Source organism: Streptomyces sp. NRRL S-1022 (assembly GCF_000720135.1).
GTDB lineage: Bacteria > Actinomycetota > Actinomycetes > Streptomycetales > Streptomycetaceae > Streptomyces.
This window is the reverse complement of record NZ_JOIU01000002.1, coordinates 14,612-39,474: the sequence shown is the minus strand read 5'-3', so window position 1 is coordinate 39,474 and position 24,863 is coordinate 14,612. Positions and strand designations below refer to the sequence as shown.

General features: G+C 72.4%; 23 protein-coding genes. 12 read left to right on the top strand and 11 right to left on the bottom strand.

Going from position 1 to position 24,863, the window contains the following annotated elements; translation table 11 throughout:
• The first annotated feature begins 47 nt into the window (after nucleotides 1-47).
• Nucleotides 48-1,721 (top strand): AMP-binding protein, encoded by a 1,674-nt coding sequence (locus IG05_RS0102020; RefSeq protein WP_030338575.1) that lies wholly within the window; start codon nucleotides 48-50, stop codon nucleotides 1,719-1,721.
• Nucleotides 1,718-3,310: an AMP-binding protein gene (locus tag IG05_RS0102015; protein ID WP_030338574.1), complete on the top strand. Its 1,593-nt coding sequence runs from the start codon at nucleotides 1,718-1,720 to the stop codon at nucleotides 3,308-3,310. The genes IG05_RS0102020 and IG05_RS0102015 overlap by 4 nt, the downstream gene beginning before the upstream one ends.
• 147 nt (nucleotides 3,311-3,457) lie before the next feature.
• Here IG05_RS0102015 and IG05_RS0102010 read toward each other — a convergent pair whose 3' ends face one another.
• On the bottom strand, nucleotides 3,458-4,231 hold the full coding sequence (locus IG05_RS0102010; protein ID WP_199808228.1) for a hypothetical protein: 774 nt from the start codon (nucleotides 4,229-4,231) through the stop codon (nucleotides 3,458-3,460).
• Between the two features lie 243 nt (nucleotides 4,232-4,474).
• On the opposite strand from IG05_RS0102010, the gene gcl reads away from it, so the two are divergent.
• The gene (gene gcl, locus IG05_RS0102005) at nucleotides 4,475-6,262 is read left to right on the top strand and encodes a glyoxylate carboligase (RefSeq protein WP_107051274.1); all 1,788 of its coding nucleotides are present in this window, start codon (nucleotides 4,475-4,477) and stop codon (nucleotides 6,260-6,262) included.
• 239 nt (nucleotides 6,263-6,501) lie between these two features.
• Here the strand turns inward: gcl and IG05_RS0102000 are convergent, their stop codons facing one another.
• From IG05_RS0102000 to IG05_RS0101980, 5 genes are all read right to left on the bottom strand, one after another.
• Entirely contained in the window at nucleotides 6,502-7,197 is a 696-nt protein-coding gene (locus tag IG05_RS0102000; RefSeq protein ID WP_030338571.1) for a TIGR04222 domain-containing membrane protein, read from the bottom strand.
• A gap of 160 nt (nucleotides 7,198-7,357) precedes the next feature.
• The gene (locus IG05_RS0101995) at nucleotides 7,358-7,582 is read right to left on the bottom strand and encodes a hypothetical protein (protein WP_030338570.1); all 225 of its coding nucleotides are present in this window, start codon (nucleotides 7,580-7,582) and stop codon (nucleotides 7,358-7,360) included.
• Between the two features lie 410 nt (nucleotides 7,583-7,992).
• Nucleotides 7,993-9,471, bottom strand: coding sequence for a catalase (locus tag IG05_RS0101990; protein WP_030338569.1), 1,479 nt, complete (start codon nucleotides 9,469-9,471; stop codon nucleotides 7,993-7,995).
• Nucleotides 9,472-9,643: 172 nt separating this feature from the next.
• Nucleotides 9,644-10,531, bottom strand: coding sequence for a 2-hydroxy-3-oxopropionate reductase (locus IG05_RS0101985; protein WP_030338568.1), 888 nt, complete (start codon nucleotides 10,529-10,531; stop codon nucleotides 9,644-9,646).
• Nucleotides 10,532-10,560: 29 nt separating this feature from the next.
• On the bottom strand, nucleotides 10,561-11,418 hold the full coding sequence (locus tag IG05_RS0101980; RefSeq protein WP_030338567.1) for a TIM barrel protein: 858 nt from the start codon (nucleotides 11,416-11,418) through the stop codon (nucleotides 10,561-10,563).
• A gap of 148 nt (nucleotides 11,419-11,566) precedes the next feature.
• Here IG05_RS0101980 and IG05_RS0101975 point away from each other — a divergent pair, with 148 nt between their 5' ends.
• The 8 genes from IG05_RS0101975 to IG05_RS0101940 all read left to right on the top strand — a co-directional run bounded on the left by IG05_RS0101975 (nucleotide 11,567) and on the right by IG05_RS0101940 (nucleotide 18,773).
• Entirely contained in the window at nucleotides 11,567-11,842 is a 276-nt protein-coding gene (locus tag IG05_RS0101975) for a hypothetical protein (RefSeq protein ID WP_037812730.1), read from the top strand.
• A 47-nt stretch (nucleotides 11,843-11,889) separates the two neighbouring features.
• Nucleotides 11,890-12,201, top strand: coding sequence for a helix-turn-helix domain-containing protein (locus IG05_RS0101970; RefSeq protein ID WP_420707556.1), 312 nt, complete (start codon nucleotides 11,890-11,892; stop codon nucleotides 12,199-12,201).
• A gap of 152 nt (nucleotides 12,202-12,353) precedes the next feature.
• Complete coding sequence (gene uraD, locus IG05_RS0101965; RefSeq protein WP_030338564.1) at nucleotides 12,354-12,866, top strand: 2-oxo-4-hydroxy-4-carboxy-5-ureidoimidazoline decarboxylase; 513 nt, start codon at nucleotides 12,354-12,356, stop codon at nucleotides 12,864-12,866.
• Nucleotides 12,867-12,870: 4 nt separating this feature from the next.
• Nucleotides 12,871-13,296 (top strand): hydroxyisourate hydrolase, encoded by a 426-nt coding sequence (gene uraH / locus IG05_RS0101960; protein WP_030338563.1) that lies wholly within the window; start codon nucleotides 12,871-12,873, stop codon nucleotides 13,294-13,296.
• Between the two features lie 6 nt (nucleotides 13,297-13,302).
• Entirely contained in the window at nucleotides 13,303-14,226 is a 924-nt protein-coding gene (gene pucL / locus IG05_RS0101955) for a factor-independent urate hydroxylase (protein WP_030338562.1), read from the top strand.
• 64 nt (nucleotides 14,227-14,290) lie between these two features.
• Nucleotides 14,291-15,703, top strand: a complete 1,413-nt coding sequence (locus tag IG05_RS0101950) for a nucleobase:cation symporter-2 family protein (RefSeq protein WP_030338561.1) — start codon at nucleotides 14,291-14,293, stop codon at nucleotides 15,701-15,703.
• Between the two features lie 78 nt (nucleotides 15,704-15,781).
• The gene (locus tag IG05_RS0101945; protein WP_030338560.1) at nucleotides 15,782-17,167 is read left to right on the top strand and encodes an 8-oxoguanine deaminase; all 1,386 of its coding nucleotides are present in this window, start codon (nucleotides 15,782-15,784) and stop codon (nucleotides 17,165-17,167) included.
• A gap of 190 nt (nucleotides 17,168-17,357) precedes the next feature.
• The gene (locus tag IG05_RS0101940) at nucleotides 17,358-18,773 is read left to right on the top strand and encodes a nucleobase:cation symporter-2 family protein (protein WP_420707554.1); all 1,416 of its coding nucleotides are present in this window, start codon (nucleotides 17,358-17,360) and stop codon (nucleotides 18,771-18,773) included.
• Nucleotides 18,774-18,893: 120 nt separating this feature from the next.
• Here IG05_RS0101940 and IG05_RS0101935 read toward each other — a convergent pair whose 3' ends face one another.
• The 5 genes from IG05_RS0101935 to IG05_RS0101915 form a co-directional block, all read right to left on the bottom strand.
• A complete protein-coding gene (locus tag IG05_RS0101935; RefSeq protein ID WP_030338558.1) occupies nucleotides 18,894-19,316 on the bottom strand; it encodes an acyl-CoA thioesterase in 423 nt (140 codons plus the stop codon).
• A gap of 64 nt (nucleotides 19,317-19,380) precedes the next feature.
• Complete coding sequence (locus IG05_RS0101930; protein WP_030338557.1) at nucleotides 19,381-20,001, bottom strand: hypothetical protein; 621 nt, start codon at nucleotides 19,999-20,001, stop codon at nucleotides 19,381-19,383.
• A gap of 241 nt (nucleotides 20,002-20,242) precedes the next feature.
• Entirely contained in the window at nucleotides 20,243-20,842 is a 600-nt protein-coding gene (locus tag IG05_RS0101925) for a histidine phosphatase family protein (protein WP_030338556.1), read from the bottom strand.
• Nucleotides 20,843-20,921: 79 nt separating this feature from the next.
• On the bottom strand, nucleotides 20,922-22,721 hold the full coding sequence (locus tag IG05_RS49900) for a trypsin-like serine protease (RefSeq protein ID WP_267883297.1): 1,800 nt from the start codon (nucleotides 22,719-22,721) through the stop codon (nucleotides 20,922-20,924).
• Between the two features lie 182 nt (nucleotides 22,722-22,903).
• On the bottom strand, nucleotides 22,904-24,112 hold the full coding sequence (locus IG05_RS0101915) for a pyridoxal phosphate-dependent aminotransferase (protein ID WP_030338554.1): 1,209 nt from the start codon (nucleotides 24,110-24,112) through the stop codon (nucleotides 22,904-22,906).
• A gap of 80 nt (nucleotides 24,113-24,192) precedes the next feature.
• Between IG05_RS0101915 and IG05_RS0101910 the strand changes: the two genes are divergently transcribed.
• Nucleotides 24,193-24,819 (top strand): winged helix-turn-helix transcriptional regulator, encoded by a 627-nt coding sequence (locus tag IG05_RS0101910; RefSeq protein WP_030338553.1) that lies wholly within the window; start codon nucleotides 24,193-24,195, stop codon nucleotides 24,817-24,819.
• Nucleotides 24,820-24,863: the final 44 nt, after the last annotated feature.

The window sequence follows — 24,863 nt, the reverse complement described above, 5'->3', positions numbered from 1 at the left end:
GAGCCGGAGGGCGCGCCGGCGAACGCCCACCCAGGCAAGGAGGACGGATGACGACGGCGACCGAGGCCTTCAGGAACGCACGGGACTTCCTGCTGGCGCACCGCGAGGACTACGCCACCGCCTACGAGGGCTTCCGCTGGCCCCGGCCCGAACAGTTCAACTGGGCGCTGGACTGGTTCGACGTGATCGCCGCCGGCAACGACCGCACCGCCCTGCACATCGTCGAGGAGGACGGCACCGGGACCCGGCTGTCCTTCGCCGAACTGGCCGAGCGCTCCAACCGGGTCGCCCGGTGGCTGCGTGAGCGCGGGGTCGCCGCGGAGGACCGCGTCCTCGTCGTGCTCGGCAACCAGGCCGAGCTGTGGGAGACCGCGCTGGCCGCGATGAAGCTGCGCGCGGTGGTCATCCCGGCCACCCCGCTGCTCGGCCCGGGCGATCTGCGCGACCGTGTGGAGCGGGGCCGGGTGAAGCACGTGATCGCGCGCGCCGAGGACACGGCGAAGTTCGCCGGCGTGCCCGGCGCCTACACCCGGATCTCGGTCGGCGGCCTGCCGGAGGAGGGCTGGGAGCCGTACGAGGACGCGTACGCGGAGTCCGCCGAGTTCCTCCCCGACGGTCCGACGCTGGCCGACGACCCGCTGATGCTGTACTTCACCTCGGGCACGACCGCCCGCCCCAAACTGGTCGAGCACACCCACACCTCGTACCCGGTCGGGCACCTGGCCACGATGTACTGGATCGGGCTCCGGCCGGGCGACGTGCACCTGAACATCTCCTCGCCCGGCTGGGCCAAGCACGCCTGGTCCAACCTGTTCGCGCCGTGGAACGCGGAGGCGACCGTCTTCGTCTTCAACTACGCCCGCTTCGACGCGGCCCGGCTGATGGCCGAGATGGACCGGGCCGGCGTGACCACCTTCTGCGCGCCGCCGACCGTGTGGCGGATGCTCGTCCAGGCCGACCTCGGCCGGCTGGCGGCCCCGCCCCGGGAGGCGGTGGCCGCCGGCGAGCCGCTCAACCCCGAGGTCGTCGAGCGGGTCCGGCAGGCCTGGGGGGTGACGGTCCGGGACGGCTTCGGGCAGACCGAGACCGCCGTGCAGGTCTCCAACAGCCCCGGCCAGCCGCTGAAGACCGGCTCGATGGGCCGGCCCAGCCCCGGCTTCCGGGTGGACCTGCTCGACCCGGTCTCCGGCGCGCCCGGCGCCACCGAGGGCGAGATCGCGGTCGACCTCGGCGAGCGCCCGGTCGGCGTGATGACCGGCTACCACGGCGACCCCGACCGCACGGCCGAGGCCATGGCGGGCGGGTACTACCGCACCGGGGACATCGCCTCCCGGGACGAAGAGGGATATCTCACCTATATCGGACGCACTGACGATGTGTTCAAGGCCTCGGACTACAAGGTGAGTCCCTTCGAGCTGGAGAGCGCGCTGCTGGAGCACGAGGCGGTGGCCGAGGCGGCCGTGGTGCCCGCCCCGGACGAGCTGCGGCTCGCCGTGCCCAAGGCGTACGTCGTCCTCGCCGAGGGCTGGCAGCCCGGACCCGGCACCGCGAAGGCCCTCTTCGAGCACTCCCGGCGGGTGCTCGCCCCCTACAAGCGCATCCGCCGGCTGGAGTTCGGCGCGCTGCCCAAGACGGTGTCCGGCAAGATCCGCCGGATCGAGCTGCGCGAGGCCACGGCGGCCGGCTCGCAGGACGAGTACCGCGAGGAGGACTTCCGGTGACCGCTCAGCCGTCGTACACGCACGGGACGAGCCCCACCGTCCTGCTCGGCGACACCATCGGCGCCAACCTGGACCGGGCGGTGGCGGCCTGGCCGGACCGCGAGGCGCTGGTCGACGTGCCGTCCGGGCGGCGCTGGACCTATGCCGAATTCGGCGCCGCGGTCGAGGAGCTGGCGCGGGCGCTGGCCGCGAGCGGGATCGCCAAGGGCGACCGGGTGGGCATCTGGGCGGTCAACTGCCCGGAGTGGGTGCTGGTCCAGTACGCCACCGCCCGCATCGGCGCGATCATGGTGAACATCAACCCGGCGTACCGCACCCACGAGGTCGAGTACGTCCTCGGCCAGTCCGGCGTCCGCCTGCTGTTCGCCACGCCGGCGCACAAGACCAGCGACTACCGGGCGATGGCCGAGGAGGTGCGGGGCCGCTGCCCGGCGTTGCGCGAGATCGTCTACTTCGGCGACCCGAGCTGGCAGGCCCTGCTCGGGCGGGCGGCCCCGGACGCCCCGTACGCGGAACTGTCCTGCGACGACCCCATCAACATCCAGTACACCTCGGGCACGACCGGCTTCCCGAAGGGCGCCACCCTCTCCCACCACAACATCCTCAACAACGGTTACTTCGTGGGGGAGTCGGTCGCGTACAGCGAGCAGGACCGGATCTGCATCCCGGTGCCGTTCTACCACTGCTTCGGCATGGTCATGGGCAACCTCGCGGCCACCTCGCACGGCGCCTGCATGGTCATCCCGGCCCCCTCCTTCGACCCGGCGGCCACCCTGGAGGCGGTGCAGCGCGAGCGGTGTACCTCCCTGTACGGCGTCCCCACCATGTTCATCGCGGAGCTGAACCTCCCGGACTTCGCCTCCTACGACCTCTCCACCCTGCGCACCGGCATCATGGCGGGCTCCCCGTGCCCGGTGGAGGTGATGAAGCGGGTCGTCGCCGAGATGCACATGGAGCAGGTCTCCATCTGCTACGGCATGACGGAGACCTCCCCGGTGTCGTTGCAGACCCGGATCGAGGACGACCTGGAGCACCGCACCGCCACCGTCGGCCGGGTCCTGCCCCACCTGGAGGTCAAGGTCGTCGACCCGGCCACCGGCGTGACACGGCCGCGGGGCACCGCGGGCGAGCTGTGCACCCGCGGCTACAGCGTGATGCTCGGCTACTGGAACGAGCCGGAGAAGACCGCCGAGGCGATCGACGCGGGCCGCTGGATGCACACCGGGGACCTCGCGGTGATGCGCGAGGACGGGTACGTCGAGATCGTCGGCCGGATCAAGGACATGATCATCCGGGGCGGCGAGAACATCTACCCGCGCGAGATCGAGGAGTTCCTCTACGCCCACCCGAAGATCCGGGACGTCCAGGTCGTCGGGGTGCCGCACGAGCGTTACGGCGAGGAGGTGCTCGCCTGTGTCATCCCGGGCGACCCCGCCGACCCGCTCACGCTGGAGGAGCTGCGGGACTTCTGCGCGGGCCGGCTCGCCCACTACAAGATCCCCAGCCGGCTGCGGATCCTCGACTCCTTCCCGATGACCGTCTCCGGGAAGGTCCGCAAGGTGGAACTGCGGGAGACGTACGGGGTGTGAAGCCGCGGGAGACCCGCGGGGTGTGAAACCGCGGGGAACGAGCACTGAATGTTCCACGGCGGTCCCGGGCCGCGCGCGCAGTCGGTGGCGTACCGGGTCCGGGGCCGTCGGGAGGTGCGGTGCGGGGCCGCTCGCGCGGGCGGACGGTCAGCTCCCGCCGTCCCGGGCCCGCGTTCCCGGGCGCGGCGCGCCCGTGCTGTGCAGGGCGCCGGCCGGATCGTTGACCGGCTGCGGGACGCCCGCCGGGTCGAGCACGAACAGCGGCATGCCGAGCGCGTCCGCGCCGGTCCGGGCCGCGCCGGTGTAACCGGCGAGGGAGAAGTACACGCACCGCGCGGACTCGGTCATCGCCGTCAGCCACAGGCACTCCACGTCCCGCGGGCCGGCCGGCCGCACCGTCGGGTCGACCTGGGCGAGCAGTCCGTGGGCGGCGAGCCCGATGCCGTTCGGGGGCCGCTGGTCGGCGCGGCGGATGTCCCGGTAGCCGAGCCAGCGCAGGTAGAGCGCGGCGGTGGTGACGGCGTCGCGGGCGGTGCGGATGGTGCGGGGCCGGAAGGGGGCGCGGGGTCCGGGCGGCGCGTGGCCGCCGGGCTCGGCGGCCGGCGGGCGCGGGGGGTCCGCCGGGTCCGGTCCGGGTGCCGCCGTGCCGCCCTCCCGTGCCGGCCCGGCCACCGGGACGCGCAGGACCGTGCCGCAGGGGCAGCCCAGTTCCGGCCGGGGCCAGTGGCCCGGGCGCCCGCAGGCCGCGCACGGCACGGTCAGCCACTCGTCGTCCCAGGCCCGGTGCGCCGCCACGGCCGGCTCGGCCGCCGGATCCAGACGCGGCGCGGTCGGCGCCCCGCACGCGCAGGGATACGCCGGCGCGGTGTAGAGGTGAGTGCGCCGGCAGACCGGACAGCGCACCGGAACGCTCTCGGGCATGACCCACTCCAAGGCGTCGCGTCGGGACGGCGCTCCCATGGTGCTCCTGCGCGCACGCTCCTGTCCGGCGCTTTCCGGTGTCCGGACCGCTCTTGACGACCTTTCGCCGCCCACCTACATTGCTTCCAGATAGTAGAAGTCAATTTCCGCATTACGGAAATGCAGAGATTGGTCCTCTGGAGACCGTGCTCACCGCGGGGCGCGCCGGGAGTACGCATCAGACAGCCGAAGCAGGAGTACTCGATGGCTCGTATGACCGCTGCCCGCGCGGCAGTTGAGATCCTCAAGCGCGAGGGCGTCACCGACGCCTTCGGTGTGCCGGGCGCGGCGATCAACCCGTTCTACAAGGCCCTCAAGGAGGGCGGCGGCATCGGGCACACCCTCGCCCGCCACGTGGAGGGCGCCTCCCACATGGCCGAGGGCTACACCCGGACCAGGCCGGGGAACATCGGTGTCTGCATCGGCACCTCCGGACCGGCCGGCACCGACATGATCACCGGCCTGTACTCCGCCATCGGCGACTCGATCCCGATCCTGTGCATCACGGGCCAGGCGCCCACCCACGTGATCCACAAGGAGGACTTCCAGGCCGTCGACATCGCCTCGATCGCGGGGCCGGTCACGAAGATGGCGGTCACCGTCCTGGAGGCCGCGCAGGTCCCCGGCGTCTTCCAGCAGGCCTTCCACCTGATGCGCTCCGGCCGTCCCGGCCCGGTCCTGATCGACCTGCCGATCGACGTCCAGCTCACCGAGATCGAGTTCGACCCCGAGACTTACGAGCCGCTGCCGGTCTACCGGCCCACCGCCACCCGGGCCCAGATCGAGAAGGCCCTCACCTTTCTTCTGGAGTCGCAGCGCCCGGTCATCGTGGCCGGCGGCGGTGTCATCGGAGCCGACGCGGCCGACCTGCTGGTGGAGTTCGCCGAACTGACCCGGACCCCGGTCGTGCCGACCCTGATGGGCTGGGGCGCGCTGCCCGACGACCACGAGCTGAACGCCGGCATGGTCGGCGTGCAGACCTCGCACCGGTACGGCAACGCCAACTTCCTGGCGTCCGACTTCGTCCTCGGCATCGGCAACCGCTGGGCCAACCGCCACACCGGCTACAAGCTGGACGTCTACCGGGGCGAGCGGAAGTTCGTCCACGTCGACATCGAACCCACCCAGATCGGCAGGATCTTCCCGCCGGACTACGGGGTCGTCTCCGACGCCAAGGCCGCGCTGGAGCTGTTCGTCGAGGTGGCGAAGGAGCTGAAGGCCGGGGGCAGGCTGCCCGACCGCGGCGACTGGGTCGCCGCCACCCAGGAGCGCAAGGCCGCCCTGCTGCGCCGTACGCACTTCGACAACGTGCCGATGAAGCCGCAGCGCGTGTACCAGGAGATGAACCGTGCCTTCGGCCCGGACACCCGGTACGTCACCACGATCGGCCTCTCGCAGATCGCCGGCGCGCAGATGCTGCACGTCTACAAGCCGCGCCACTGGATCAACTGCGGCCAGGCCGGCCCGCTCGGCTGGACCATCCCGGCCGCGATCGGCGTCGCCAAGGCCGACCCGGACTCCCCGGTCGTCGCGCTGTCCGGCGACTACGACTTCCAGTTCATGATCGAGGAGCTGGCCGTCGCCGCCCAGCACCGGATCCCGTACGTCCACGTCCTGGTGAACAACGCGTACCTGGGCCTGATCCGCCAGGCGCAGATCGGCCTGGACATCAACTTCCAGGTGAACCTGGAGTTCGAGAACATCAACACGCCCGAGCTGGGTGTCTACGGCGTGGACCACGTCAAGGTCGCGGAGGGCCTGGGCTGCAAGGCCATCCGGGTCACCGAGCCGGACCAGCTGGGCGCCGCCTTCGAGGAGGCGAAGAAGCTGGCCGCCGAGTACCGGGTGCCGGTCGTGGTCGAGGCGATCCTGGAGCGGATCACCAACATCTCGATGAGCCGCACCATGGACATCAGCGACATCAGCGAGTTCGAGGAACTGGCCACGGAGCCCGGCCACGCGCCGACGTCGATCAGGCCGCTGAAGGTCTGACGCGTCCGGCACCACGAGGGGCGGCCCGTTCCAGGGGGACGGACCGCCCCTTCGCCGTGCCGCCGGGCCCGCGGGGGCCTTTGCTGCTTCGGGGGCGGCGGCGGGTTCGGCTCCCGCCGTGCCCGCTGTGCCGTGCTGCCGGACCGTGGGTCCTCAGCCGACCCGTCACCGCCCCCCGTGGTCGTGCTCGCCGTGCCCGTGGTGGTACCCGCCGTGCCGTTCCGCCGGGCCGTGGGTCCTCAGTCGAACCCGCCGCCGCCCCCGCCCCCGAAGTCGTGCCCGCCGTGCCCGTGGTCGTACCCTCCGTGTGTGCCGCCGTCCCAGCCGTCGTGGCCGTGGTCCGCGTCGCCGTAGGGGTCCCCGCCGCTGATGAGGTGGCGCAGGCTGTTGCCCCGGCCGAACGGGAAACGGGCCTCGTCGGCGAGTGCGCCCCGGCCCGTCAGCCCGGCCTCGCGGGCGAAGCGCGGTACCGACACGGCCAGGGCCCGCTCGCCGTACAGCGCGGCCGCGAGCAGCGCCGCCTCCTCCGGCGGACCGCCGGGCCCCTCGGGCAGCGGGCGGCGCTCGCGCAGTTCCGCCAGCAGCCGGCGGCCGGCGCGGGTGCGGCGCGGCGGCAGCGGCCGCAGTGGTCCGTCCGCCGCCAGGTCGGCCCGCATCCGGGCCAGGGCCCGCCGCACCACCGCCCGGCCGGGCAGCTCCCTGGGGCCGGCGGGCCGGCAGAGGCCGGTGCGGACGGCCTTCTCCAGCGGATGCCGGACGGGCCCGGCCCAGCCCGTCCCGGTCCTGCGCAGGGTGCCCGGCCGGCCCGCCTCCACCGCGCCGCGCAGGTGCAGGCCCAGGACGGCGACCGTGACGGCGGGGCGGTCGCCCCCGCGCAGCAGCGCGACCGCGTACGGGTCCGGCGCAGTCGGCGAGACCGATGGCGTACGGCCCATGAGACACCCCCGGCACGGGACCCGCCGCCCCCGTGCCGGCGGGCCCCGCATGCCCCTAATCTGCCCTGTGACAGGGGTGGTTGAAGCCTCCGCCGCGGTCTTCAGAGGTTGATTTGAGGGTTGCGCACCCGGCCTACGGCCGCTGCCGTACGCGCCGCCGTCACAGCTCGTGCTCCGACAGCCCGGGCCAGTCGTCCGGGCCGCCGCCCTGCCATTCGATCAGATCGCTCTCCTCCACCTCGATCCGGTCCAGGTCGGCCAGCCGGAGGATCTCCACGACATCGTCCAGATGCGAGGCGATCCCCAGCATCACGTCCCCCTCGGTGACCCGCCGGGAACCGTCCAGCGCCGGGGGGTGCACCACGATGTGCGGGTAGTGAGTCATGCCTTCAGCGTGCGGCGCGGGGCACGGATCCGCACGCCGGACCGGTGCCCGGGAACGCCGAACGCTCCCTCACCGGGACGACCCGGTGCAGGGAGCGCTGGTTGCCGTCCGGCGGCGCGAGGCTGGGCGCGACAGGTCGTTCGCGCCGCCGGACGGGGCGGGTGGGCCCCGGGGACGGGGCTGGGTGGGACCGCGGTGGCGGCGACGGAGCCGGGTGCCCTTCCCTCTGGTCGAGAAGGGGGCCCGGTCCTTGACCACCGCACTGGCTCGCTCACCGCCGCGGTCCTCGCCCTGCCCGCGCCTTTCGTCCGGCGGCCACCCCTCATCCGGGCCGCCGGGCGTGCCGCGCGGGCCGCGTGCGGGATCGTGACCTCCCGTCAGATCCCGTACGCTGCTCGTGTTCCTGGTGCTCAGTCCTCGCGCAGGGCGCGGACCGCCTCCGCCACGCGCTTGCCGTACTCGGGGTCGGCGGCGTGGAAGTGGGCCAGGTTCTTCTCGATCACGTCGTCGCGGGAGACCTGCGAGAGGCCGCCGGCGATGTTCGCGATCAGGCGGGACTTCTCCTCCTCGGACAGCAGGCGGTACAGCTCGCCCGCCTGGAAGAAGTCGTCGTCCTTGGTGTGCAGGGGCGCCTCGTGGGTGCCCGTGTGGCCGTGGACGGCCAGCGGGGCCGACAGCGGGCGGCCGGTCTCCACCGGGCCGTCGTACGAGTTCGGCTCGTAGTTCCTGGCGTGGCGGCCCTGCGTGTTGAGCGCCATCAGGCCGTCCCGGCCGTAGTTCGCGGCGCCGCCCGGGACCGCCTTCGGGGCGTTCACGGGGAGCTGGGTGTGGTTGACGCCGAGCCGGTAGCGGTGCGCGTCGGCGTAGGCGAACAGCCGGCCCTGGAGCATCTTGTCCGGGGACGGGCCGATGCCGGGCACGAAGTTGTTCGGGGCGAACGCGGCCTGCTCGACCTCGGCGAACACGTTGTCCGGGTTGCGGTCCAGCACCAGGCGGCCCACGCGCTGCAGCGGGTGGTCCCGGTGCGGCCAGACCTTGGTCAGGTCGAACGGGTTGAAGCGGTAGTCGGCCGCCTCGGCCGCCGGAATGAGCTGCACGTACAGCGTCCAGGACGGGTGCACGCCCCGCTCGATCGCCTGGAGCAGGTCGGTCTGGTGGGAGTTGGGGTCCTGGCCCGCCAGCTCCTGCGCCTGCTCGGTGGACAGGCAGCGGATGCCCTGGTTGGTCTTGAAGTGGTACTTGACGAAGAAGGCCTCGCCGTCCGCGTTCGTCCACTGGTAGGTGTGCGAGCCGTAGCCGTTCATGTGCCGGTACGACGCCGGGATGCCGCGGTCGCCCATCAGCCAGGTCACCTGGTGTGTGGCCTCGGGGGAGTGCGCCCAGAAGTCCCAGACGTTGTCCGGTTCCTGGCGGCCGGTGAACGGGTCCCGCTTCTGCGAGTGGATGAAGTCGGGGAACTTGATCGGGTCCTTGATGAAGAACACCGGGGTGTTGTTGCCGACGAGGTCGTAATTGCCCTCCTCGGTGTAGAACTTGACGGCGAAGCCGCGCGGGTCGCGGACCGCGTCGGCGCCGCCGAGGGAGTCGGCGACGGTCGAGAAGCGCAGGAACACCTCGGTGCGCTTGCCGATCCCGCTCAGGAAGGCGGCGTGGGTGTAGCCGGTGACGTCGTCCGTCACCTCGAAGTGGCCGTACGCGCCGGAGCCCCGGGCGTGCACCACGCGCTCCGGGATCCGCTCGCGGTTGAAGCGCGCGAGCTTCTCCAGGAGGTGCTGGTCCTGGATCAGGAGCGGGCCGCCTACGCCGGCCGAGGCGGAGTTCTGGTTGTCTGCGACCGGGGCGCCGGACTCCGTGGTGAGTGTTCGCGGCGTGAGCACGCGCTTCGACATCGTGGACCTTCCGTGCGGGTGTCAGCGGAAACCTGTTTCCGCTTCGTGGAGCCTAGGAGTGGGGGGTCGGAGCGTCAACAGTTTGTTGAAGTGGATTCCGGGCCGCGGCGCCGCCTGGGCGCGACAGGACAGGTGTCGGCGGCGCCGCGGCCCGGAAGTGCGGGAGGGGCTGTCAGACCTGGGCGCCGGACAGGCGCTCCACGGCCCGCAGCAGGGCCGAGTGGTCCAGGCCGCCGTCGCCCTGCGCGCGCAGGGAGGCGACCAGCTGGGCGACCACGGCGCCGACCGGCAGGGCCGCGCCGACGGTGCGGGCGGCGTCGGTGACGATGCCCATGTCCTTGTGGTGCAGGTCGATGCGGAAGCCCGGCTTGAAGTCGCGGTTCAGGAAGTTGTCCCTCTTGCGCGCCAGCACGGTCGAGCCCGCGAGGCCGCCGCCCAGGACGTCCAGCGCCGCCGCCAGGTCCACGCCCGACTTCTCCAGGAAGACCACGGCCTCGGCGCACGCCTGGATGTTCACGGCGACGATCAGCTGGTTGGCCGCCTTCACGGTCTGGCCGGAGCCGTGCGGGCCGCACAGCACGATGGTCTTGCCGAGCGCCTCGAAGACCGGCCTGGCCTCGTCGAAGTCGGCCTGCTCGCCGCCGACCATGATCGACAGTACGGCCTCGACGGCGCCGGCCTCACCGCCGGACACCGGGGCGTCCAGCACCCGGACGCCCTTGTCGCGGGCGGCCTTGGCGAGGTCGACGGAGGTCTGCGGGGTGATCGAGGACATGTCGATCAGCAGGGCGCCCTGCCGCACGTTCTCCAGGATGCCGTCCGGGCCGTAGGCGATGGCCTCGACCTGCGGGGAGGCGGGGACCATGGTGATCACCACGTCGGCGTCCCGCACGGCCTCGGCGATCGATCCGGCGACCGTACCGCCGGCGGCGGCCAGCCGGTCCAGCTTCTCCTGCTCCAGCGTGTAGCCGGTGACCTGGTAACCCGCCTTGATCAGGTTCTCGGACATGGGGGAGCCCATGATGCCGAGGCCGATCCAGGCGATCTTGGGAAGACTCATCGGGGGGTGCCTTTCTCCGTACAGAATGATCAGCGGGCCGCGCGGGCCCCGGCGGGCAGCCAGTCGAAGGCCTCGGCGCTCGGGCGGTCGCCGGGCTTGTACTCCAGGCCGACCCAGCCGTCGTAACCGGCCTTGCGGAGCTGGGCGAGCAGGTCCTCCAGCGGGAGCGAACCGGTGCCGGGCGCGCCGCGGCCGGGGTTGTCGGCGATCTGGACGTGGCCGGTCCTCGCCGCGTACCGCTCGATGACCGAGGGCAGGTCCTCGCCGTTCATGGACAGGTGGTACAGGTCCATGAGGAACCTCGCGTTGCCGAGGCCCGTCGCCGCGTTCACCGCGTCGACGACCTCTACGGCGGCCGGCGCCGACACCAGCGGGTACAGCGGCGACTCGGGCTGGTTGAGGGCCTCGATCAGCAGGATCGCGCCGATCCGGTCGGCCGCCCGGGCCGCGAGGACCAGGTTCTCCAGGGCGAGCGCGTCCTGCTCGGCCGGGTCCGTCCCCTCGACCCGGTTGCCGTAGAGCGCGTTGAGCGCCGTGCAGCCGAGGGAGGCGGCGAAGTCCGCGGCCACGTCGATGTTGGCGCGGAACCTCTCCGACTCCTCACCGGGGACCGACAGGGCGCCGCGGTCCGGGCCCGGCAGCCGGCCGGCGTAGAAGTTCAGGCCCGTGAGCCGGACGCCCGCGTCCTCGATCGCCTTCTTCAGCGCGTCCAGCTCGGACCGCGCGGGGGTGGGGGAGTCGATCCAGGGCCACCACAGCTCGACCGCGGAGAAGCCCGCCGCGGCGGCGGCCGCGGGACGCTCCAGGAGCGGGAGTTCCGTGAAGAGGATCGACAGGTTGACGTTGAAGCGCTGGTCTGCGGCGGTGCTCCACTCGAAACCTGGCATTCGGGCCGCGCTCCCTTCCGTGGTCAAGTTTCCGTATTGCGGAAGTTCGTTTCTGCGTAATGGAAGATTGCCGTCGCGTGTCGCCGCTTGTCAAGAGGGGTCGGTCACCGCCCGCCCGAAAAGCCCTGGCGGGGGTTAGGTTGAGCGCGTGCGATTGAGAGTGGAGTTCACGACCGAACCCTTCGACCTGGACGAGGCGCCCGCGCACGCCCTGGTGGCGCGGGAGGTCATCGAGACGGCCGAGCTGGACGCCGTCGACGTCGGCCCCTTCGGCAACACGGCCGAAGGCGGCGCCGACCGTGTGCTCAGCGCGGTCGACGCGCTGCTGCGCAAGACCCTCGGGGCCGGAGCCACCCGGGTCTCGCTGCAGGTCAACGTGATCGACGAGGCACTCGGCGACGGGACCGGGGAGGGCGGTAGGTGACCGGGCACGAGCCGTTCATCGCAGCCGTGAAGCCGCTGGTCGACGCCATGGGCGCGGTGCTGCTGCCGCCCGACGAGGCCGGCCCCGAGGATGTCGTCCTCGCCTGGGAGGGCGCCGACGTCGTCGCCGTGCGCCTGCCGCAGCTCGCCGACTCCCTCGACCACATCCTCGCCGCCATGGAACGCCGGAAGGGCCGGCCGCTGGCCGACCTGGACCGCAAGGCCAAGCAGGAACTCGTGCGCAGCCTGGAGGCGCGCGGCGCGTTCGCCGTGCGGCACGGCGTGGAGACCGTGGCGAGCGCGCTGGGCGTCAGCCGCTTCACGGTCTACAACTACCTCAACCGCGAGAAGGGCTCCTGACCGGGACGGGAAGCGGCAACTGCCGTGCCGCCGGGGCCGGGCCCGGCTTGTTACGCGGAATTTTCAACAAAGTGTTGACGTGGTGTTTCCGAGGGCGTTAGCTATCGGCAGCCCGTTCAGCACGACGGCCCATCGTGGCCACGGAGGCTCCCGTGACGTCGACTTCCACGCCCCCGGGCCTGGCCCGGTTCAACGATCTGGAGGAGCGGGCGGCCCTCGCCGCCCTCCATGAGGCGTGTGCCTCCACCGAGTGGGCCCGGCGACTGCTCGCCGGCCGCCCCTACGCCACCCCGGAGGACCTCTACACCGCCAGCGACGCCGCCATGGCCGAGCTGACCACGGCGGACCTGCGGGAGGCGATGGCCGGGCACCCGCCGATCGGACGCCCCAGGCCCGGCGACCCGGCCTCCGCCCGCGAGCAGCGCGGCATGGCAGGCGCCTCCGGCCGGCTCAAGGCGGAGATGCTCGAACTCAACCTGGCCTACCAGGAGAAGTTCGGCCACGTCTTCCTCATCTGCGCCACCGGCCGGACCGGCGAGCAGATGCGGGACGCGGTCAAGGAGCGGATCGGGAACGCGCCGGAGCAGGAACGGGAGATCGTCCGCACCGAGCTGGGCAAGATCAACCGCATCCGACTGGCCCGACTCGTCGAAGAGGACGCCTGACACCATGAGCAGCAGCACCACCGCCTCCGTGTCCACGCACATCCTGGACACCTCGCTCGGCCGCCCCGCCGAGGGCGTCGCCGTCCACCTGTCCGCCCGCGGCGGCCAGGGCGCCGCTTACGGGCAGGGAGGGGACTGGCAGGCGCTCGGCGGCTCCGCGACCGACGCCGACGGCCGGTGCAAGGACCTTCCGGACCTGCCGGAAGGCACCACCCACGTACGGCTCGACTTCGCCGTCGAGGCGTACTTCGAAGAGAGAACCGCGAACCAGCAAGCCGATGCGCAGCAGGACGCCCCCGCGAATCGGGACAGCGGGCCGGCGGTGTTCTTCCCGGAGGTGGCGATCACGTTCGCCGTCGTACCGGGCGAGCACTACCACGTACCGCTGCTGCTCAACCCGTTCGGCTACTCCGTTTACCGAGGGAGCTAGCTAGAGATGCCCACCATTCTGGGACAGAACCAGTACGGCAAGGCCGAGAACCGAGTCGTCAAGATCACGCGGGACGGCGCCACCCACCACATCAAGGACCTCAACGTCTCCGTGGCACTGAGCGGCGACATGGAGGAGGTCCACTACTCCGGCTCCAACGCCAACGTCCTGCCGACCGACACCACCAAGAACACGGTGTTCGCGTTCGCCAAGGAGTACGGCATCGAGTCCGCCGAGCAGTTCGGCATCCACCTGGCCCGGCACTTCGTCACCAGCCAGGAGCCGATCCACCAGGCCCGCATCCGCATCGAGGAGTACGCCTGGGAGCGGATCGAGACCTCCGACGCCAACAGCAGGTTCATCGGCGCCGACGAGGTCAAGCACTCCTTCGTCCGCAAGGGCCAGGAGACCCGGCTCACCCAGATCACCTACGACGGTGAGAAGTGGGAGGTCGTCTCCGGCCTGAAGGACCTGGTCGTGATGAACTCCACCAACTCCGAGTTCTGGGGTTACGTCAAGGACAAGTACACCACCCTCCAGGAGGCGTACGACCGGATCCTCGCCACCCAGGTCTCCAGCCGCTGGCGGTTCAACTGGACCGACGACGAGCAGAAGATGCCCCACTGGGAGAAGTCCTACGAGCAGGTCAGGAAGCACATGCTCCAGGCCTTCGCCGAGACCTACTCCCTCTCGCTGCAGCAGACGCTGTACCAGATGGGCTCGCGGATCATCAACAACCGCAGCGAGATCGACGAGGTCCGCTTCTCGCTGCCGAACAAGCACCACTTCCTGGTGGACCTGGAGCCGTTCGGTCTCAAGAACGACAACGAGGTCTACTTCGCCGCCGACCGCCCCTACGGCCTCATCGAGGCCACCGTCCTGCGGGACGGCTGCGAGGCCCGAATCCCGGTCGACATGACCAACCTCTGACGCGGGACGCGCGCCCCCGGCCCCGCCACCCGGGCCGGGGGCCCGCCACACCGGAGGGAACGAAATGGCACAGCCAGCGAAGGGGCCCGACACCGCCCCCTGTCCCACCCCGCCGGTGCACACCGAGGACGCCGTCACGTCCGTGCACCCGGTGGACGAGAAGCTCCATCCCTCGCGGCTCGTCCCCGCCGCGCTCCAGCACATCGCCGCCATGTACGCGGGTGTGGTCACTCCTCCGCTCATCATCGGCCAGGCCTGCGGACTCGACCTCGCGGCCCGCACCCGGCTGATCGCCGCGAGCCTGCTCATCGCCGGCGTCGCGACCGTCCTGCAGACCATCGGCGTCAAGGGCCTGGTCGGCAACCGGCTGCCTTTCGTCAACGCCGCGTCCTCCGCCGGCATCGCCCCGATCCTCGCCATCGCCGAGACCAACGGCGAAGGCCACCAACTCCCCGCGATCTACGGCGCGGTGATGGTCGCCGGAGCCTTCTGCCTGGCCCTCGGCCCCTTCTTCGGCCGGCTGCTGCGCTTCTTCCCGCCCCTGGTCACCGGCGTCGTCATCACCCTGATCGGCGTCACGCTGATGCCCGTCCCGGTGAACTGGGCGCAGGGCGGCGACGAGACCGCCGCCGACTTCGGCGCCATGCGGCACCTCGCGCTCGCCGGATTCACCCTCGCCGTCATCCTGCTCGTGCAGCGCTTCGGCAAGGGCTTCGTCCGCCAGGTCGCCCTGCTGTCCGGGCTGCTCACCGGCACCCTCGCGGCGATCCCGTTCGGCATGGCCGACTTCGGCGGCCTCCGGTCCGCGCCCCTCGCCGCGCTGCCCACCCCGTTCGCCTTCGGCGCTCCCGAGTTCCAGCCCGCGGCCATCCTCTCCCTGTGCATCGTGATGCTGGTGCTGATGACCGAGTCCAGCGCCGGCATGCTCGCCCTCGGCGAGATCTGCGACCGCCGTGCCGACGCCCGGACCATCACCCGCGGCCTGCGCACCGACGGCATCGCCACCCTGCTCGGCCCCGTCTTCGGCGGCTTCCCCACCTCAGCCTTCGCCCAGAACGTCGGCGTCGTCTCCCTCACCCGGGTACGCAGCCGGTACGTCGTCGCCGTCGCCGGTGGCACCCTGCTGGTCCTCGGTGCCTTCCCGGTCCTCGGCGCGGTCGTCTCCCTCGTCCCCCTGCCGGTCCTCGGCGGGGCCGGCATCGTGCTCTTCGGCTCCATCGCCGTCAGCGGCATCCGTACGCTGTCCGAGGCGGGCCTGGACGACAGCTCCAACATCATCCTGGTGGCCGTGGCGCTCGGTGCCGGCATCATCCCGCTGGCCGCGCCGGCCTTCTACGCCGGGTTCCCGGCCTGGGCGCAGACCGTGCTCGGCTCCGGCATCAGCGCGGGCGCGCTCGCCGCGGTCCTGCTCAACCTCTTCTTCCACCACCTCGGCACCCGGGGCCGTCAGCCCGCCCCGGCACTCAAATCCTCCTAGGGTCCTGCCGTGCCCTCCCCGTGGACACCCCTTCGGTCCCTCTGTCCACGGGCCGCCACCGAAAGACAAGGAAGCACGATGGCACCATCGGCAGCCCAGCGCACCGTCATCGAGAACTGCGCGATCGCGACCGTGGACGCGGGCGACACGGAGTACGCCTCCGGACACCTCGTCCTCGCCGGGAACCGGATCGAGTCGGTCGGCGCGGGCAAGGCCCCCGAGGGCCTGGAGAACGTGGTGCGCCGGATCGACGCCACCGGCCACCTGGCCACGCCCGGCCTGGTCAACACCCACCACCACTTCTACCAGTGGATCACCCGGGGCCTGGCCACCGACCACAACCTGTTCAACTGGCTGGTCGCGCTCTACCCCACCTGGGCGCGCATCGACGAGCAGATGACGTACACCGCGGCCCAGGGGTCCCTCGCCATGATGGCCCGGGGCGGTGTCACCACCGCCATGGACCACCACTACGTGTACCCGCACGGCTCCGGCGACCTGTCCGGCTCGATCATCCGGGCCGCCGCCGGGATGGGCGTACGGTTCACGCTGGCCCGCGGCTCGATGGACCGCAGCGAGAAGGACGGCGGCCTGCCGCCGGACTTCGCCGTCGAGACCCTCGAAGGCGCCCTCGCCGCCACCGAGGAGACCGTCAGGCAGCACCACGACGCCTCCTTCGACGCGATGACCCAGGTGGCCGTGGCGCCCTGCTCGCCGTTCTCCGTGTCCACCGAACTCATGCGCGAGGGCGCCGAACTGGCCCGCCGCCTCGGCGTACGGCTGCACACCCACGGCTCGGAGACGGTGGAGGAGGAGAAGTTCTGCCACGAGCTGTTCGGCATGGGCCCCACCGACTACTTCGAGTCCACCGGCTGGCTCGGTGAGGACGTGTGGATGGCGCACTGCGTCCACATGACCGACTCCGACATCGCCGCGTTCGGCCGCACGAAGACCGGCGTCGCGCACTGCCCGTCCTCCAACGCCCGCCTCGCGGCCGGTATCGCCCGCGTCCCCGACATGCTCAGGGCGGGCGTCCCGGTCGGCCTCGGCGTCGACGGCACCGCCTCCAACGAGTCCGGCGAACTCCACACCGAGCTGCGCAACGCCCTGCTGATCAACCGTCTCGGCGCCCACCGCGAGGCCGCCCTGGGCGCCCGGCAGGCGCTCAGGCTCGGCACCCACGGCGGCGCCCAGGTCCTCGGCCGGGCGGACCAGATCGGCTCGCTGGAGCCCGGCAAGCTCGCCGACCTGGTGCTGTGGAGGATGGACACCCTCGCCCACGCCTCCATCGCCGACCCGGTCACCGCGCTGGTCTTCGGCGCCGCGGCCCCGGTCACCGCCTCCTTCGTCGACGGCCGGCAGATCGTGGAGAACGGCCGCCTGCTCACCGTCGACGAGGACGCGGTCGCCGCCACCACCCGCGCGGAGGCCCAGCGCCTGGCCCGGATCGCCGCGCAGGCCTGACCCGGGCCGGCACAGACTCCGGCCGGGAGGGACGGCTCCCGGCCGGGACCGTGGATCCGAGCGGGATCCACGGCACGCCGCCTCCGGGGCGCGTGCGCACGCACGCGCCCCGGAGACGGTCACCCCGCACCGCTCCACCGCTCACGCGCCACCCCCGTCACGGTCCCGCACGACCACACGCACCACCTCCATGAAACCCGCGTCGCCTGCGACGTGTCACCCGCCCGGAGGAGCCGCCGTGGCCGCCCATCCAGTTGACGAGAAACTCCCCGCCCTCAAAATGGCGACCAGCGGTCTGCAGCACGTGGCCGCCATGTACGCCGGAGTCGTCGCCCCACCGCTCATCGTCGGCGCGGCCATCGGCCTGTCCGCCACCGACCTGACCTTCCTCACCGGTGCCTGCCTGTTCACCGCGGGCCTCGCCACCTTCCTCCAGACGCTGGGCGTCTGGAAGATCGGCGCCCGGCTGCCCTTCGTCAACGGCGTCACCTTCGCCGGTGTCGCCCCCATGACCGCGATCGTCGCCTCCACCAAGGACAAGTCCGACGCCCTGCCGATCATCTTCGGCGCGGTCATCGTCGCCGGACTCCTCGGTTTCCTCGCCGCCCCGGTCTTCTGCAAAGCGGTCCGCTTCTTCCCGCCCGTCGTCACCGGCTCGGTCATCACCCTGATCGGTGTGTCCCTCCTTCCGGTCGCGTTCGGCTGGGCGCAGGGCCCCGACCCCCGGGCGGACGACTACGGTTCGACCACGTATCTCACGCTCGCCGGCGTCACCCTGCTGATCGTCCTGCTGCTGCGCCGCTTCACCCGCGGCTTCGTCAAGCAGATCGCCGTCCTGCTCGGCCTGATCACCGGCACGCTGATCGCGATCCCGTTCGGCGTGACGGACTTCGGGCCGGTCGCCGACGCGGACGTGATCGGTTTCCCGACGCCGTTCCACTTCGGCGCCCCGCAGTTCCAGCTCGCCGCGATCCTGTCCCTGTGCGTGGTCATGGTGGTCTCGATGACCGAGTCGACCGCCGACATGCTGGCGCTCGGCGAGATCGTCGAACGGCCCGCCGACGAGCGGACCATCGCGGCCGGTCTGCGCGCCGACACCCTCGGCTCGGCGATCAGCCCGCTGTTCAACGGGTTCATGTGCAGCGCGTTCGCCCAGAACATCGGCCTGGTCGCCATGACAAGGATCCGCAGCCGGTACGTCGTCGCGGCCGGCGGCGGCTTCCTGGTCCTGATGGGCCTGTGCCCGATGGCCGCCTCGCTCATCGCGGTCGTGCCCCGCCCGGTCCTCGGCGGCGCCGGTGTGGTGCTGTTCGGGTCGGTCGCCGCGAGCGGCATCCAGACCCTGGTCCGGGCCGGCCTCGACAGGGACAACAACGTCCTGATCGTGGCCGTGTCCCTCGCGGTCGGCATCATCCCGATCACCGCGCCGGGCTTCTACCACGCGTTCCCCGAGACCGCGAGGATCGTCCTGGACTCGGGCATCTCCACCGGCTGCCTCACGGCGGTCGTCCTGAACCTCCTCTTCAACCACCTCGGCAAGGGCCGCGAGGCCCAGGACGTCACCCATCCGATGGAGGCGGGGGAGGAGATCGCCGCCGTGCACTGAGGCCGGCGGCCGGGAGCCGGCGGGCCCGGATCCACGAGGCCCGGGGAGCGGGCGGCGTTCGCCCGCTCCCTCGGCCGGTGCGGGGCACGGGTCCTGCCGCGTGCCCACGGGTGTCCGGGGCTACAGGCCGAACAGGGCGACGTCCTCGGTCAGTTCCTTGAAGACCTCTCGCGGGTCGGGGACCAGCTTGCGCTCGGCGAGGTTCAGCAGCCCGCCCACCGCGGTGACCTCGGCCGCCACGGTGCCGTCGGTCCGGAGGATCTCCTGCCGGATCCGGAAGGTCTTGCCGCCGCCCCACTCGAACACGCACGTGACGTCGACCTCGTCACCGGCGAGCAGTTCCCGCAGGTAGCGGATGTTCGTCTCCAGCGCCACCGGGCCCACGCCCCGGGACAGCAGCCGGGCCTGGCTGATCCCGGCGGCCTGGAGCAGCGACCAGCGGGCGTGCTCCGCGTAGTTGAGGTACACCGCCTGGTTGAGGTGTCCCTGGACATCGGTCTCGTATCCGCGGACGGTCACACGGACGGAAAACGGTTCGGTCACTGCTTGCCCTTCTCGCGTTCGGTTCTGCGTTCGGTTCTGCGGTCGACCGATCCTGGCACGGCGGTCACACCCGGCGCGGCGAGGCCAGCACGAAGCGTGCTCTCGTCCGGGGTTCGGTGTACTCGCCGGCCTGCCAGCCGGCCCGCTCCAGGGTGGCCGCGCAGTCCGCCAGGGCACCGGCGTCCGGCGCGTACACCGCGACCGCCTCCGGCTGCGGGGTGGCCCGGACCCGGTAGCCGTCCGTGCCCCCGCCGGCCGGGAGGTGCCCGGCGGCCTCAAGCGCGAGCGCGGCGGCCCGCACCAGGTGCGTGCGCTCCCATCCGCAGGGCCGGTCCGCGGCGCCGTCGGGGTTCGTCATCCGGCGCAGCTCCAGCAGCCCCTGCCAGGCGCTGTGCACCTGGCGCCGCCGGTCCGCACCGGTGCCGGGCGGCTCCTCCTCGCCGCCGACGCGGGCCGTGAACACCCCGGCGTCCGGCGCCGGCCCGGCCGGTGTCCCGGGCCCCGCCTCGCGTATCCGGTGGCCCGCCGGGGTGAGGAAGTGGTCGTGCGGCGGCCGGGGGTGCCGGAAGGCCAGCCCCCGCTTCACCAGCGCCGCGAGCTGGGCCCCGGTACCGCGCAACCGGCCGGTGACCGGGTCGGCGGCCTCGATCAACCGCCGCTGCGCGGCGGTCGGCGGTCGGGTCACGGGACGCTCCTTCCGGCACCGCTCGCTCCACGGAACCGCCGGACGGACGGCCCATCCGCAGAGTACGGCCCGCCACTGACACCGCGGGCCCCGCGGCGGCGCGGTGCGGCCGAGCCGCCCTGGAGGCGCGGCGTGGGCGCGCCGGTCCCGGTCCCGCCGCGGGAGAGCACGCGGCCGGACTGCCGCACCGGGCTGCCGCCGCCCGCCCGGGGCGGCAGGGGCGTCCGTACGGCCCGACCTGCTACTCCGGAGGCCGGATGTTCCAGCCCGCCACGACCGGGCGGCCGTGTTCCGTGCCCAGGTGGCACAGGGCGCCGGTCGCGAGCTGGAAGAGGGCGCCGTGCCGGGGCGGCAGGCCCAGGCGGCGGGCGGTGAGCACGCGCAGGAAGTGGCCGTGGGCGATCAGTACGACGGCGCCCTCCGTACCGGCCAGCGCGGCGTCGGCCTTGGCCAGTATCCGGTCGGCGCGCTCCCCGACCTGCTCCGGAGTCTCGCCGGGGTGGTCCGGCGGCCCGGGCGCGACCCCGTCCGTGAACAGGAACCAGCCGGGCCGGCCCCGCTGGATCTCCGGGGTGGTGACCCCTTCGTACCCGCCGTAGTCCCACTCGCGCAGGTCGGCGTCGACGCGCGCGTCCGGGATCCCGATGAGCTCGGCGGTGTCCCGGGCCCGGCGCAGGGGGCTGACGAAGGCCGCCCCGATCCGGTGGGAACGGATCAGCGGCACCAGCCCGCGCGCCTCCTCCCGCCCGTGCTCGGTGAGGGGTACGTCGGTGCGGCCGGTGTGCCGCCCGGTCCGGGACCACTCGGTCTCCCCGTGCCGGACGAGAAAGAGGTCACCCATGACGGCACCGTGGCACAGGGCCGGCGCGGCCCGCAGGGCGGACTGCGCCAGACGGCCGTTCCCGCCCCGGCGCCGGGTGTCAGGTGCCGGGGTGGACCAGTGTGTGCTCGGTGCCGAGGGAGGCGGTGCCGGTGTCGGCATACAGCGTGGTCTCCCCGTCGGACCAGCGCACGACCAGGTCGTTGGGGGCGCGGTCGTGCCGGAAGTCGCCGGCCGTCAGCACCTGGGCGTGCTGCCAGAGGCTGTTGGGCCCGCGCAGCCGGGTCCTGGTGCCGAGCCCGGCGGCGGAGGTGCCGGCGTACGTGTCGAGCGTGCCGTCGGCCCAGCGCACCAGCAGGTCCCCGGTGCCCGTGCCGTCGAAGTCGCCGCCGGTCAGCAGGGCGGCCCTGGTCCAGGTGGTGTTCGCGCCGAGGAGCCGTGTGCCGGTGCCGAAGCCGCCGGCCCCGATCCCGTCGTAGAGGGTGAGGGAGCCGTCGGCCCGGCGCACCAGCAGGCCGGTGCCCCCGTCGGCACGGAACGGTCCGGCGGCGAGCTGGACGGCGTCCTTCCACGCGGAGCCGGGCGGTGCCATCCGGATCTCCCGGCCCAGGCCGGACGGGCCGGGCTGCGGGTAGAGGGTGGCCTCGCCGTCGGACCAGCGCACCAGCAGCCCGGCCCGGTCGCCGCCGCTGAAGGTGCCGCCGGTCACGGCCCGGGCGTGGGTCCAGGTGGAGTTGGCCTTCCGTAGCTGCTTCTCGGTGCCGAAGCCGCCCTTGCCGTCGCCGGGCTGCAGGGTGACCGCGCCGTCGGACCAGACCACGAGCAGGTCGCCGTGCAGATCGCCGGTGTAGTCGCCGGAGGCCATGAGCATGGCCTTGCGCCAGCGTGCCGCGCCGCCCGGCAGCGTGCCCTTCAGACCGCGGTACGGCGGCAGGTCGGCGGGCGGGGCCTGGTCGGCGACGGCGTCGGCGAGGAGGTTCGCGGCGTCGGCGCCGAAGGCGGTGGCGTAGCTGATGTAGTCGACGCTCGCGTCGTTGCCGCCGCCGTTGTAGCCGCCGAGGTTGCCGATGACGTGCCCGGTGCGGGCGTCGTCCTTGTAGTCGGTGATCCAGGGGCTGCCGGACACCCCGCCGTAGTAGCCGCCGCAGGTCATCGACAGCTGCCGGTAGCCGCGCAGCTGCGTGGTCGGCACGGTGCACTTGACGGCGCGTCCGGCGCTGTTGTGCCGGTAGGAGGGGTAGCCGGGGACGGTGACGTTCTTCAGGTTGTAGCCGGAGGGCCGGGTGAAGGTCAGTCCGCCGCCCACCGCGTCCTGGAGGGACTGCCCCCGCTGGTTGGCCGAGACCCGGGCGAACGCGGTGTCCAGGTCGGACGCGGTCTTCTTGGTGGTGGTCGAGCCGCGGTCGGGCACGTACCGGGGGTCGATGAAGATCCGCTGGATGTGGAAGATGCCGTACGGCTGCCGGTCGGGTGCCGCGCCCTTCACGAACTTCGGGACGAAGACGTAGTCGCCCTTCATGTTCAGCGCGCAGTGGGCCGCGGTGAGCACGATGTCCCGGGCCTTGGTGTCGATCACGCTGCCGGTGCAGTGCCAGGTGGTGCCGCGCGGGCCGTCCGAGCCGAAGAACGTCCCCACCAGCCGCGTCCCCTTGAACAGCGTGCCCTGGGGGCGGCGCGCGGCGGCCGGGCCGCCCGGCACCGCCGGGGCCTGCCGCGCCGCGTCCAGCGGCTGTGCGCCGGCCATGCGCTGCGCGGTCCAGAACCGCGCGGCCTGCTGCGCCTCCTGCCCGGCGGACGGGCGGGGCGGTGTGGGCTCCGCTGCCCCCGCGGCCGGGACCGCGAGGCCGAGCACAGCCGCGCACAGCACGACGACGGTGGTGCGGCGTCTTCCGTCCGACAACACTGATGGTCCCCCTGGTGTCTCCGGCCCGTCCGGTCCTTCCGGACTGCTGGCACCGCGCCGGGGGAGGGCGGTGCGACGCTGGTCGGACGCGCACCGGCGGCGTGCGGACCCCGTCTCGCGCGCCCCCCGGCCGGCAATGGGGACGATCTTCGCACAAACGAGCGATACGAGCCAGGCGGCTACTGCCGGTACCCGCTCAGGAACCTCCCGATCCGGCCGATCGCCGCCTCCAGGTCCTCCGCGTGGGGCAGGGTCAGGATGCGGAAGTGGTCGGGGCGGGGCCAGTTGAAGCCGGTGCCCTGGACCACCTGGATCTTCTCGCGCAGCAGCAGGTCCAGGACGAACCTCTCGTCGTCGTGGATCGGGTGCACCTTGGGGTCGATGCGCGGGAACGCGTACAGCGCGCCCTTGGGCTTGACGCAGGAGACGCCGGGGATCTCGTTGAGCTTCTCCCAGGCCACGGTCCGCTGTTCGTGCAGCCGGCCGCCGGGCCCGGTGAGGTCGCGGATGGACTGGCGTCCGCCGAGCGCGGCCTGGATGGCGTACTGGGCGGGCGCGTTGGCGCACAGCCGCATGGAGGCCAGCATGGTCAGGCCCTCCAGGTAGTCCCTGGCGTGCTGCTTCGGGCCGGTGACCACCAGCCAGCCGGAGCGGAAGCCCGCCACCCGGTAGGTCTTGGACAGTCCGCAGAAGGTCAGGACGACCAGGTCGGGGGCGAGCGCGGCGGCCGAGTGGTGGACGGCGTCGTCGTACAGGATCTGGTCGTAGATCTCGTCGGCGAAGACCATCAGGCCGTGCCGGCGGGCCAGGTCGAGGATGCCCTCGACGACTTCCTTCGGGTAGACCGCGCCGGTCGGGTTGTTGGGGTTGATGAGGACCACGGCCTTGGTGCGGTCCGTGATCTTCGACGCCATGTCGGCCAGGTCCGGGTTCCAGTCGGCCTGTTCGTCGCACAGGTAGTGCACGGCCTTGCCGCCGGCCAGCGTGGTGACGGCCGTCCAGAGCGGGAAGTCCGGGGCGGGGATGAGGATCTCGTCGCCGTCCTCGACCAGCGCCTGGACGGCCATGGAGACCAGCTCCGAGACGCCGTTGCCCAGGAAGACGTCGTCCACGCCGACCTGGAGGCCCAGGGTCTGGTAGCGCTGGGCGACCGCGCGGCGGGCCGACAGGACGCCGCGGGAGTCCGTGTAGCCGTGCGCCTGCGGCAGCATCCGGATCATGTCCTGGACGATCTCCTCCGGCGCCTCGAACCCGAAGGCCGCCGGATTGCCGGTGTTCAGGCGCAGCACGCTGTGCCCCGCCTCCTCCAGCGCGTTGGCCTGCTCGATCACCGGACCCCGGATCTCGTAGCACACCTCGCTGAGCTTGTTGGACTGCCGGAACTCCATGCGCCCCTCCGAAACTCGTGATGCTTGGTTTTACCAAGTAGGAGCTTGGAAAGTCCAACAACATGTCTAGACTGCGTCGCATGCCACCTCGCCGAAGCTACGACCAGTACTGCTCCGCAGCCCGCGCGCTCGACCTCGTCGGGGACCGCTGGACCCTGCTGATCGTCCGGGAACTGCTCGCCGGCCCGCGCCGCTACACGGACCTGCACGCGGACCTGCCCGGCGTGAGCACGGACGTACTCGCCTCCCGGCTGAAGGACATGGAGCGCGACGCCCTCGCCACCCGGCGCCGGCTGCCCCCGCCGGGCGCGGCCTACGTCTACGAACTCACCGGCCGGGGCCGCGCGTTGCTGCCCGTGCTGCAGGCGCTGGGCAGCTGGGGCGAGGACGAACTGGGCGAGCGCCGGCCCACGGACGCCGTGCGCGCCCACTGGTTCGCGCTGCCGCTGCTGCGTGCGCTGGACGGCGAGGGACTGGTCGAGGTCGGCCTGGAGGAAGGGGAGTTCCACCTCCACGTCGGCGCCGCGGAGGGGCCGGTGTACGGCGACGGGCCCGCGCCCGGCGAGGCGGACGCGCGGCTGGTGATGGACGCGGCGACCTGTGAGGCCATCGCCCGCGGGGAGACGAGCCTGGCGCAGGCGGTACGGGACGGACGGGTGACGGTGACCGGCGACGGCACGCCGGCCAAGGCGCTGCGGGAGGCGTGAGAGCGGGCCGCGGCGACAACAGGAAGGCCCGCCGGGAGGCGGGC